Consider the following 12,083-nt stretch of genomic DNA (forward strand, 5'->3'; position numbering starts at 1 on the left):
CCTATCTGAAAATGGTGACTTCTTTTGGGGCCATCTCGTCCAGAATTCCGGTGTCGAGATAATTCAAAACATCGGTCGAGTCTTCGAGCTTCCCCTCCTTAACCATTTGCCAACGGGCATAATTCTCGAGAGAAGTGACTACGGACTGACCGAGTGAGACGCTCAATCGTGTTCGCGGCCAGGACTCCAGCACAAATGCGGGATCTAAATTCCACTTGCGAACCAATATCGTCCGGGTCTCCTCCTCATGGGTCTGGGCAAAACCCTCGGCCCTCAGCAGCCCTCTAAAGAGCCGTTTCAGCGGCTCGGGCGATCGGATGAGGCTTGCTTTGGTTGCCAGCAACCAATGATACGCCAGGTTATTCTGGCTGTCCCAGGAAACCGCGTTCTCCCCCAAGCGCTTCTCCGCCTCGAATGCGAAAACCTCAAAGGCGGACACCGCATCCAATTCCCCGTTTACCACGGACTCGACCTGTCGGGCAGGGGGAATGTCCACAGCCGTGATGTCGCTTGGCGGAATATTTTCCGTCATGAGAAAGGCATAAAGAAAATAGTCGCTCACCGTGCCGGTGCTGAAACCGACTTTCTTTCCTCTGAGGTCGGAAGGACTTTGGATGTTTCTATCCTTTCTGGCCACGATCCTGCTTCCCACGGTTGTGCTTATGGACGCCAGAACACGGATGGAAGGTTCTTCCAGAGCCTTGGCGGAAAAAGAGATATCCGCCACCGTGGCCGCCTGGGCTTCTCCACGGCACACCGCCTCGAGGGCCTCTCGCCCGGACGGATACAGATCCATCGACAGATCGAGTCCCGCATCCTTGAAGTAGCCCTTGTCATCGGCTATGGCGATCAGTCCGGAATAGGTGGCAGGCGAAACGGCCAGGGACAATTTGACAGGGGGACCCTCGGGCGCCGGATACTCGTCGTTTTCGCATCCCCATGCAACGAGGACCACGATCAACAGCAGGACTTTCAGCAGCTTGGGTTTATGCGGGGAGTTTGTCATTTGCGGCCCCTATCCATGGGCTCAAGGGAACGGATAGAACTTCTTTCCATAACGATTTGTCGTCCTTTTCCGGAGGGGTCGTAAGGGTGGATTGCGTGCGAATGAATAGAATACCTTCCGAGTCCCTGCTTGGAATTTGGCTCAGAGAAGTTCGAACCCAGCTAATTTCGACAAGAGTAACCGAAAAAATGTGTAAGTACAAGGGGTCATGAGCGTACTATGAAATAGAGTGCGCACATCGGATTATTCATTCCGATCCGAGAATGCGGGCATGGAGGGAAGCTCGTTCGTCCATAACAGGCTCTTGAAAGACGCGATCTGCGGCGTTGCGCTTCATCCCTCGTCACTGCGACGTACTCTATGTACGCCTCATTCCTCGAGATTCGCGCGCCTTGCATCTCATCGTTTTTCAACGGCCTGTAACAACCCGGCTTTTTCAACGGGCTGATAGCTGCACCCATGGATATTCCAGGGATCTTCGGCATGTTATCGGTCGAGGCGCAGACGTAGCGAATTTTTTTGGACAAAACGGATTACACGGCTTGGAAGATCCGGATCTTTTTTCCTCTTTCCATTGGGGGCGTCTAACAGGGGTTGTATGGACGAAAGGTTGTGTTGACGCAATTAAGAATTAGGGATATAAATTTCCACAATCTTGCTGTCGCCGCGCCTATCCAAACGAAAAGACCGCCATTAACCGAAAGCGTGTACGACCCCGGCGTAAAGACAAGGACGGCCCTTGCATGAAGCCGGTGGCAACCGAGATTCAGAAAACATCTTGAATGCGCTCCTAGTCCTGCCCATGATTTTCAGCGATCGTCCACGAGCAGCAACGCAACAAAGCGCGGCAGAGGCATGAGACAAAAAGTGACACCCGCCTTAACACACAGGAGGAGGCTCCCCAAATGAAACCATCAACCGAGAAAAGATCATCTGGAATACCTCTGATTGGCGATCTGCCCTGGGGTAGCCATTTCTGTCAATTTTACCAGACAAAGCAGGACCTGTTGGACGTGCTTATCCCGTACTTTAAGGCAGGTCTCGAGAATAACGAACTTTGTGTATGGGTGACCTCGGACTTCCTGACTAGGAGGGAAGCCCTGCATGCCTTGAAAAAGAGCGTGCCCGGCTTTTCGGATCACTTGGCCAAGGGGCAGATGGAGATATTTCCTTACACTGACTGGTACCTCATAGGCGGGAATTTCGATCTCCAGAGGACGCTCAACATGTGGATGGAAAAGCACGATGACGCTCTGTCCAAAGGATTTGCGGGCACGAGGGTAAGCGGCAACCCTTATTGGATAGACAACAAAAAGGACTGGGACGATTTCGCGGCTTATGAAGCGGAGATCAACAACGTAATCGGGGGAACGAAGCTGCTGGTGCTTTGTACTTACTCCCTCAAAAAATGCGGTGTGATGGAGATCTTGGACGTGGTGAAAAACCACGCGTTTGCGCTTGCCAAGAATCGGGGGACATGGCAGATGGTCACCAACCCCGCTTTCGCTCAAGGATATCTTGCATGATATTCGGCGGCAAACACCCGCGATTATGGGCAGACTCGGCGTAAGGCAGAGGCCAATGGAAAGCATGCAGACCATTTACTCGGATACACGAAAATCCGGCATCCCGTTGATCGGCGATCTTCCCTGGGGTACCGATTTCTGTCAGTTCTATCAGACGGAGGAGGACCTGTTCGAGATTCTGGCGCCCTACTTCAAGGCGGGTGTCGAGAGCAACGAGCTTTGCATATGGATCACGTCCGGACCGTTCGATAGTGAAGACGCGTGTACGGCTTTGGAAACATTCCCGCCCCACTTCAAGGAATATGTCGATAAGGGGCAGATGGTTATCATTCCTCGAAGCCGGTGGTGGGCCCGGTATGGAAGGACGGACGAGGCCGTCGTTTCAATGCTGGACAGGGCTATTTTGAGTGGTTTTGACGGTCTCAGACTCGCATATAACGCTTTCCCCGAAGAAGGGGGCGGCGGTGGCATTATCCTGGACGGGCCCGATGTTATAAGCAGACACAACATAATAGCCTTGTTTTCGTATCCGCGCGATGAGTTCGATGCTGCCGGCTTTATGCAAGCCATTAAGAACCATCGGTTTGCCCTTGTCCGGAATGGAGACCGCTGGGAGCTCATCGAAAGCTCGGAAGTGCGGACCATCAAGGATGCTCTCAAGAGGAGCGAAGAAAAGCTGCATTCGCTCTTCAACAACATGTCCGAGGGCTTTGCCTATCACCGGATCGTGCTGGATGCCGGAGAGCGGCCCTGCGATTACGTCTTTTGTCAAGTCAACGAGGCCTTCGAGAGACTCACCGGGCTCAAAGCGGAAAGCATCCTCGGTAGGAAAGCCACGGACGTTCTTCCCGGCATAGAGAAGGACCCTGCCGACTGGATCGGAACGTATGGACGAGTCGCTCTGACCGGAAGACCGGTGCAATTTGAACGCTATTCCGAGTTGCTTGAAAAGTGGTTTTCGATTTCGGCCTTCAGTCCGCACAAGGGCTATTTCGCCGTGACGTTCAGCGACATAACAGAGCGCAAGCGGGCGGAGCAGGCGCTTCGGGAAAGCGAGCAGCTCTGGGCCGTTACTGTGGCCAGCATCGGGGATGCGGTGATTGCGACCGATACAGCGGGACGGGTCACGTTTCTAAACAAGGTGGCGGAGGAGCTGACGGGTTGGAACATGCCGGAGGCGCTCGGGAAACCGGTGCAGGAGGTGTTCCACATCGTCAACGAGAATAGCCGTGAGGCCGTAGAGGATCCGGTGCGAAAAGTGCTCCAGACCGGTAAGATCGCAGGTCTGGCCAACCATACGGTGCTGCTCCGGAGGGACGGGACCGAGGTGCCCATTGACGACAGTGGGGCGCCCATCCGGGACAATGAAGGCCGTATTCTTGGAGTGGTACTGGTCTTCCGCGACATCACCGAGCGAAGGAGCATAGAGGCGGCCCTCCGTCAGTTGAATGAAGTCCTCGAGCGGCGGGTGGCCGAGCGCACTGAGATGGCCGAGACCCGGTCGAAGCAGCTGCAGGCCCTGGCGGCGGAACTGATCGAGGCCGAGGAGCGGGAGCGTCGGCGAGTTGCCGAAATCCTGCACGACGATCTGCAGCAACTTCTCGCCGCCGCCCGGATGCAGCTCCAAGCGGCTCGCGAAGACCTGTTCTACGTACCTCTGCTGGAAAACGTCGAGCAGTTGCTCGAGGAGTCTATCGGAAAATCACGCCGCCTGTCGCACGAGCTAAGTCCCGCCGTGCTGCACCACTCCGGCCTTGTCGCCGCCCTGGAATGGCTCGCCCGGCAAATGAAGGACCAGTTTGGACTGGAAGTCGAGCTGGAGGCGGACGATACGCGTCGATTTGAAGGTTCCCCCCTGAAGGTGTTTCTGTTCCGCGCCGCGCAGGAGCTTCTGTTCAATGTTGTCAAACACGCCGGCGTGAAACACGCCCGCGTCGCGCTTTCCGGTTTTGACGCCCACGTTGTCATGAAGATCACCGATTGTGGCCAAGGATTTGATCCCGAGGTCCTGGATTGCTCCACCCGGATGAAGGGGTTTGGACTGCTGAGTCTGAGGGAGCGTGCTCGATACGTCGGGGGAAATCTCGACATCGAAAGCGCACCGGGGTGCGGCAGCCGTTTCACCGTGAGGGTTCCGCTCAACCTGCCCGAAGCGGATCGACTGCAGCCGTATGGAGCGCCGCCGTCCGAACCGAGGAACAGCGGACAAGCCGGAGGCCAGGGTTCCACCGTTGCAGGAGGAACCCGGGTACTGCTCGTCGACGACCATCAGGTGATGCGTCAGGGGCTGAATCGGTTGATTTCCGGCCACCCGGACATTCGGGTCGTTGGTGAGGCTGCCAATGGGCACGAGGCCATCGAAGGAGTCCGACAGCTAAAACCTCATGTGGTGGTGATGGACGTCTCCATGCCGGTGATGGACGGCATCGAGGCCACTCGACGCATCAAGGCCGAGTCGCCTGAAGTGCGGGTAATCGGCCTCTCGATGTACGAGGATGAATTGATAGCAGATACGATGCGCCAGGCAGGGGCGGAGGCCCTTGTGAGCAAAACCGCCTCCTCGGCCGAACTGCTGAAGGCGATCTGCCGGGTCGTTGGCCGCGGCTAGCCCGGACTCCTCCAAGAGAGTTGCAGCCGGAGGTTTTTAGACAAATCGAAATAGGTTATCGACAAACCGATGATTGCCAACGGTAGGGGCGATACATGCCCGAGCCGCTGCTACGTGTATCTTTTCTCCGACCCGCCGTACCGTTCTTTGGTTGGACCACAATTGAATAGACAGGGGTTCCCGTGCCGACGGCGGCGCTATTCCGCCAACACGTAAAGGAATGTGGCGACAAAGCGTTCAAAGTCCTTGAGTCCCTTTACGGTCATGTACTCGTTGGCCACGTGCTGTCTCCCTCCGTGACCGAGACCGCCGGAGATCACCGGTAAACCCAGGATTCCGGAAAAAACGAAATAGGGAGCCGCCCATGGGGCGATGGGCCACACTTCGGGTTCCACGCCGTGACGGCGATAGGTGTCTATCATCTTCTGCACCAAGGGCTCGGAAAATTCCGTCTTGGACCACGTGTACCTGTCCCTATGGCGGTGTGCGCCATTTCGATCTTCGATGATTCCCTCGTGGGCGGTTGCAATGGTTTAGAGCTCTTTCATGAAAATCATCTTGTGATCACCCTGCCGGTAGTAGTCGTTCAGGACGGATATCAGGCGATAGCCATAACGCTCATAAAAGATCCTCGCAGATTCGTAGGGAGGGGTTGAAGAAGTCTCCACATAGATGCGTCTTCCCTCTCTGCTCTCGATCAAATCTTCAGCGCGGGCGAGCAGCTTGCCTCCCACTCCCTTTTTTGAACAACTCTCGTCCACGGCGATCCAGTAGAGATCAAAGCGTCGATCCGTCATGGGGATAGAGCCGAAGCACACATAGCCGATTACCGTGTCCGGGTTCTTCACCGCGCAAAGGACATGGTATTCATCCCGCTCGGCGTGGTGAATCGCTTCGTCTATCAATTCGAGAGCGACCTTGCGTTCTTCCGGGGTAAAAACACCGACTCCTTCGATGATCTGTTGGATGCGGTTTCTATCTTGGGGGAGTAGTGATCGAACGGTCAATTCTTCCATTTCGCAGAACCATAAATGATACTAGTTGATCCACCATACTCCGGTAGTTGATTCCCGACCTTTCCATAGCGGCGGCGAAGCCGGCGTCCGGACTCAAGCAGGGGTTTGCATTGACCTCGAGAACGTAGACATTTCCACGCCCATCCATCCTGAAGTCAATTCGTCCGTAGTCCCGAAGCATGAACAAATTAAAGCAACGAGCGGTCAGCTTTTCGATCTCCGACGCAACCGACGGCTTGAGGGTCTCCGGAAACACCCGAAGCGTGTGCCGGAATTCCACGGAGTCCCTTTTCCATTTCGCCCGATACCCCACGATGCGGTAGAGATCGTCGGGAAAACCCGAAAAATCGATCTCGGCTACGGGCAGGACAAAAGCGTTCGGATAGCCGAAAGCGGATACGTTGAATTCCCTTCCATCGATGTACTCCTCGATGAGTACATCTCCGAAACGACGGGAAAAGGAGAGTATGCCCCCCCTCAGTTCCCCCTCGTCCCGAAAGATCGAGTCCTGATCGATTCCGATGCTCGCGTCTTCGAACCTCGGTTTGACAATGACCGGGTATCTCAGGCCGACCGATTCCAAGGGAGACGTACTCCCGTGCAGCACATAGGCGGGTGTCGGAATCCCGGCGGCATCGAGGAGCTGTTTGGCGACCCATTTATCCGTACTGAGGGTCAGGGCGGACGATGGGGAGCCCGAGAAGGGTATTCCCACGAGTTCCAGGACCGCCGCCGGGTGTCCGCATAATCGTGGGTCTTCGTCCACCGTCTCGCAGAGGTTGAAGACCATCATCACGTTTCGATCGCGGATCGCTTTGACGGGCTCGCCGGGATCTCTGCTGAACGGAACGCGAACAGCAGGGCGCCCCAACTCTCCCAGGGCCTTCTCGATGGCTTCCACCTGGTCCAAGACGTCGCGTGACGCCTCCGAAAAAGCAGAGCCCGGCGCCAAAGGCACATTGTGAAGGATACCGATCAAGCCGTGGTCCATCCTCGCTCCCCCGGCCCGAATCCCGCACCGGAAATGCGCGCGCTCGCCGAGTTCATTATTTCCCCGATCAAGGCGACGTAGGACATGCCCGTCAGGTCCGCCAGGAGGCAGAGGTCCGAATGCCCCGGATGCAGCCCGGCGAGGGGATTCACTTCCAGCAGATTCGGCACTCCCTTATCGTCCGCCCGCAGGTCTATACGTCCCCCGTCCCGTCCCCCAATGCCTCTCCACAACGCCAGGGCGGTCTCGGCGGCCGCTACGGCGGTGACATCCGAAGCCAGGCGATAACTGACCAAGGCTCTCCAGTTTTCCTTCTCGTGGTAGGAGTACCAACCGGATTCACGTTCGCTCTTCAGGATCACTTCCATAACCCCGAGGACCCGAGACGCGGCTCCGGTGCCCAGCACCCCAACGGTGAGCTCGCGTCCCGGAAGGAAGCTCTCCACCAGAACGGGCTGTCGATAGGTCTGGAGCAAGTCCCGGCATACGGACACCAGCTCGTCTTTTCCCCGAATCTTGGACGCCGTATTGATCCCCTTTCCAGTGCCCTCCGCCACCGGCTTGGCAAACAGAGGAAAGGGCAGATCCATCTGAACCGCGTCCGATTCCTCCTCCACGACACGGAACTCAGGAGTGGGCAAACCCAGATCCCGGATCACCCGTTTGGTCAAGGCCTTGTGCAGGGTCAGCGAAAGCACCAGCGGATCGGAAAACGTGTAGGGGATATCGTAGGCGTCCAGCAACGCCGGCGCCTGCGCCTCCCGACCGAACCCCCGGAGTCCCTCGGCGATGTTGAAGACCATATCCCATCGCTCGCCCGCCACCAGGCGCGAGGCCAGTCGACGGACGTTTCCAATGCGAACCGTCTCGTGGCCAAGCTCCAGAAGGGCCCCATCGATCGCATCGATGGTATCGACGTGATCGAACTCCGCCGTCTCCTCTTCCGTGAAGCCTCGATCCAGATAATCGTTTCGAAGATCGTACGTAATTCCTACCCGCATGGCTCTATCCCTGCCGTTAGAGAACATTTGAAGTCGCCGGACACGGGCCTGTCGGGGTACCGGTAAATGCCCCCTTCGTAGTTCTTCAATATCCAGTTGTCCTCATCCCGGCCTACCACATATTCCGGTAGCAGCGGAATTTTACCGCCGCCGCCCGGCGCGTCAATGACGTAGGTGGGAACGGCATAGCCGCTCGTGTGTCCTCTGAGGCCCTGGATCATTTCCAAGCCTTTTGCCACCGGCGTACGGAAGTGGGACGAACCTGAAATGGGGTCGCACTGGTAAAGGTAATACGGCCTTACCCGGACTTTGAGTAGTCCGTGCACCAGCTTTTTCATGGTATCCACGTTGTCGTTGATTCCCGAGAGCAGGACCGTTTGGCTGCCCAATGGAATACCCGCGTCCGCCAAGCGTTCACACGCCTGGGCGGTTTCAGGCGTCAACTCATCGGGGTGCGTGAAGTGGATGCTCATCAATAGCGGGTGGTACTTTTTCAGCATGCGCGTGAGAGCCGGCGTTACGCGCTGGGGCAAGACCACGGGCGCTTTGGTGCCGATTCGAACGATCTCCACGTGGGGTATCGCGCGAACACGAGAGAGAAGCCACTCGATATCCTCGTCGCACAGGGTCAGCGGATCTCCGCCGGATAGGAGAACGTCCCTGATGGACGGAGTGCGCTCGATGTACTCTATCGCCTCCTTCCACCTGTTCTTTCCGAATGTGGCCGACTTGCCGTTTCCCACCATGCGCGAACGGGTGCAGTACCGGCAATACGTTGAACACATGTCCGTTGTTAGAAAAAGGACACGATCCGGGTAGCGGTGCACCACACCGGGAACCGGACTGTCATGCTCCTCTCCTAAAGGGTCCTCCGCTTCGCCGGGAGTTTGGAGAAATTCGGCTGAAACCGGAATGACCGTTCGTCGAAGGGGCTGCAGAGGGTTGTCCTTATCCAGGAGGCTGGCATAATAAGGGGTGATGCACAGGGGCAGAGCCGTATGGCTGGAAATGCCTCTCTTCTCATCTTCGGAGAGCGAAACTACCTGACTCAGAAACTCGATGTTTCTGATACAGTGACGCAGCTGCCAACGCCAGTCGTTCCATTCCGACTGGCCGGCTTGAGGGAAAAACGTTCTGCGAAATGCCGATGTCCGCTCACTCGAGCGAAACCTCGGAGTACTCTTTACAATTCGTATCGATGTGACTTTCGGTGCTTCCAATCCTCCTTCCGGCAGTGAGGCTTCCGGGCACTGTTCACAACATACCCTTGCCCGACCGCCGCTGGAACTTGGAGGTTCCCAATCCTGGCCGCAATGGCTTTCTTCCATTTTGTGCTTGCTCCTTCCCTTTTTGGGTAGTCTTGAGGCAGAGCCTCGCCGTTTGAGGTCAGCATTAGCATAAGTTGTTCCAAAGTGCAAGACTTTGATATAGTTAGATTTATTGTGAACAAACCTACGGCACCGGAACATGGATCTCCCATTGCCTGGGATGAGAAGCGGGTTCCGGTTCCTCGTGGTGGAAGTGTGAGGATAACCCATTGATAACAAAGGGAAAAAATGGTCGAAATCAGGATTCCAATTTATGGGCGATTTCGGAACTCTCGGTTCCGAAATCGTGGTGTTTTCATGAACTTGGGTATGGTTCCCGCTCCGGAAGTGCGTTTCCGCCCAGATGGGATTCGTTTGGGACCTCAATAGCCGCAGCCACGAATCCTTTCAGTGCAGGGGAAAGCCATTTGTCTTTATGCCGTGTCGTCAGGCAGCGACCTCGATCCCGTTTTCAGATCTGTCAGCGATGGTTCGTTTTTTTATTTGATCCTATCCTAAATGTGTGCATAGTCTCCGGCACAAGTACGTTCTTCCCTTTAGGGATGATGACGCCATCCGGGTAGAAGGTTTTGTCGAGACCCCTTAAATGGTCTGCGGTTGATGCCGCCGGCCGGCTTTTGGATAAGAGGGGCCTGCTGACGGGCCGTCCAGCCATAGGTCGACGGGGGACCTGAAGCCCCGGAAAACGTCCGACGAGGATCTCATATGTCAGAGCCGCGCTCCATCTCCCAATTCCTAGGTACAGTGCTCCTCTGGAGCCTTTTGCTGCCGGCGCCCGGCTGTGCGACCGACGAGCGCTCGACGATCGCACAGCCGGGCGCGACGCCGTGGACCGGCTACAACCAACAGGAGCTGTCGGGCACGGTGCAGGCGAGGCCTCAGGAGCCTCCGGAAAGCGCGGAAGAGCCCCAACCGGGCCCGCTCCGCATTACGGTCGAAGACGCCGTTCTCACCGCACTGGAAAACAACCGCTCGCTCGTAGTCGAACGGCTCAATCCCGAAATCCAGCGAACGGAAAATAACCGGTCGCTCGTAGTCGAACGACTCAATCCCGAAATCCGGCGAACGTTCGAAGATGAGGAGCGGGCCGAGTTCGACCCGACCGTGGAGGCGGAAGTCTCCGTCGGGCGGGCGGACAGTGAACGCCTCACCCGTTCCGTGAGCGCGGCTGAAAGTTCGAGAAGCGATGAATACCGAGGGAGCGTGTTTTTGAGAGAGTTTTTTCCCACAGGGACGTTTGTTGAAGCAGGGGTCACCTCGGACACCACGGATTCCTCGCTATACTTGGATCCCTTTACCCAGACCCGGCTGGGACTGTCGGTCACCCAGTCGTTGCTTCGCGGGTACGGAACGGACGTGAACCTCGCTCGCCTGCGCCAGTCGCGCCTCGAAACCGATATCAGTCAATATGAACTCCGGGGATTCAGCGAAAGCCTGCTGGCTCAGGTTGAGGATGCCTATTGGGATTACGCCCTTTCCCTGCGGCAGATCGAAATCGTGGATGAATCGCTTAAGCTTGCCAGACAGCAGTTGCATGAGACCGAAGAGATGATCCAGGTAGGAAGCATGGCGAAAGCCGAGCTTGCGGCGGTGCAGGCCGAGGTCGCTGTCCAGCAGCAGGAACTCATCAACGCAAAAAGCGCGCAGGAATCTTCCCGCCTCCGACTGCTCCGGCTGCTCAACCCGCCGGGAGAGAACCTGTGGAAGCGCGAGGTCACGCTGGTGCATCCGCCCGCGCTGCCGGAAATCACCCTGGGAGATGTGGAAACACATGTGGCTGTGGCGTTTCGGATGCGGCCCGAGATCAACCAGGCCGAACTGGGTATCCGGCGGGAGGATCTGGAAATCGTTCGCACCCGAAACGGGTTGCTTCCCCGCATGGATCTCTTCATTACCCTGGGTAAGTCCGGATATGCCGACTCGTTCCCCAGGTCCGTGAGCGAAATGGACGGAGGCAGCTATGACGCCCTTCTAGGGATCAATCTCGGATATCCTATTTTCAACCGCAGCGCCGGGGCGCAGCACACGAGGGCTCTTCTTCAACGGGATCAGGCCGAAAAGGCCCTGCAAAATCTGAGACAACTGGTCGAACTCGACGTGCGGGATGCGTACATCGAAGTTAACCGAACCAAAGAACAGATTTCAGCCGGCACGGCCACGCGAAAGTTTCAGGAAGAAAAATTGCGGGTTGAAACCGAGAAGTTCCGGGTGGGCCGATCCACCAATTTCTTTGTGGCTCAGGCCCAGCGGGATTTGCTCGTCAGCCGTATCAACGAGGTGCAATCCGTGGTCAATTACCTGAAAGCGCTGGTCAGCTTCTACCGCCTCGAGGGCTCCCTCCTGGTGCGGCGCGGTATCGCCGCGCCCGGCGCCGAACCTGTGGAACGTTCTTCGGGGAGCCTGACCCGTCCAATGCGAAGAAACTCACCGTAGGCGCTCAAAGTATCGGGAGGGGCCTTCCATATCTCCCTTGAGCAGGTTTCATCAGAATGAGAAGAAGGAGGATTTCAAGAAGATTTCGGGGCAAGGAGTTGATGTCGCAATTTCGAAACGTCGTTGCGGACAGACGCAGTGCAGCGGGAATTCAGAAAAACGGGATCAATCCGG

9 protein-coding genes are annotated in these 12,083 nt (G+C 56.6%); 3 read left to right on the forward strand and 6 right to left on the reverse strand.

From position 1 onward, the window contains the following. Position 1 precedes the first annotated feature (1 nt). The gene (locus HY788_18850) at positions 2–1,006 is read right to left on the reverse strand and encodes an ABC transporter substrate-binding protein (protein ID MBI4776207.1); all 1,005 of its coding nucleotides are present in this window, start codon (positions 1,004–1,006) and stop codon (positions 2–4) included. Positions 1,007–1,911: 905 nt separating this feature from the next. Here HY788_18850 and HY788_18855 point away from each other — a divergent pair. After that, positions 1,912–2,532: an MEDS domain-containing protein gene (locus HY788_18855; protein MBI4776208.1), complete on the forward strand. Its 621-nt coding sequence runs from the start codon at positions 1,912–1,914 to the stop codon at positions 2,530–2,532. A 55-nt stretch (positions 2,533–2,587) separates the two neighbouring features. Next, entirely contained in the window at positions 2,588–5,140 is a 2,553-nt protein-coding gene (locus HY788_18860; GenBank protein ID MBI4776209.1) for a PAS domain S-box protein, read from the forward strand. A gap of 197 nt (positions 5,141–5,337) precedes the next feature. Here HY788_18860 and HY788_18865 read toward each other — a convergent pair whose 3' ends face one another. The 5 genes from HY788_18865 to HY788_18885 form a co-directional block, all read right to left on the reverse strand. Continuing rightward, complete coding sequence (locus tag HY788_18865; GenBank protein MBI4776210.1) at positions 5,338–5,571, reverse strand: hypothetical protein; 234 nt, start codon at positions 5,569–5,571, stop codon at positions 5,338–5,340. A 102-nt stretch (positions 5,572–5,673) separates the two neighbouring features. Beyond that, the gene (locus HY788_18870; GenBank protein ID MBI4776211.1) at positions 5,674–6,156 is read right to left on the reverse strand and encodes a GNAT family N-acetyltransferase; all 483 of its coding nucleotides are present in this window, start codon (positions 6,154–6,156) and stop codon (positions 5,674–5,676) included. Further along, the gene (locus HY788_18875; protein MBI4776212.1) at positions 6,116–7,147 is read right to left on the reverse strand and encodes a hypothetical protein; all 1,032 of its coding nucleotides are present in this window, start codon (positions 7,145–7,147) and stop codon (positions 6,116–6,118) included. Before HY788_18875 ends, HY788_18870 begins: the two co-directional genes overlap by 41 nt. Then, positions 7,132–8,148: an ATP-grasp domain-containing protein gene (locus HY788_18880; protein MBI4776213.1), complete on the reverse strand. Its 1,017-nt coding sequence runs from the start codon at positions 8,146–8,148 to the stop codon at positions 7,132–7,134. The genes HY788_18875 and HY788_18880 overlap by 16 nt, the downstream gene beginning before the upstream one ends. Beyond that, positions 8,139–9,476 (reverse strand): KamA family radical SAM protein, encoded by a 1,338-nt coding sequence (locus HY788_18885; protein ID MBI4776214.1) that lies wholly within the window; start codon positions 9,474–9,476, stop codon positions 8,139–8,141. Before HY788_18885 ends, HY788_18880 begins: the two co-directional genes overlap by 10 nt. Before the next feature lie 705 nt (positions 9,477–10,181). Here HY788_18885 and HY788_18890 point away from each other — a divergent pair. Continuing rightward, entirely contained in the window at positions 10,182–11,909 is a 1,728-nt protein-coding gene (locus tag HY788_18890; protein ID MBI4776215.1) for a TolC family protein, read from the forward strand. Positions 11,910–12,083 lie beyond the last annotated feature (174 nt).

This window comes from Deltaproteobacteria bacterium (genome assembly GCA_016208165.1).
GTDB lineage: Bacteria > Desulfobacterota > Desulfarculia > JACQYL01 > JACQYL01 > JACQYL01.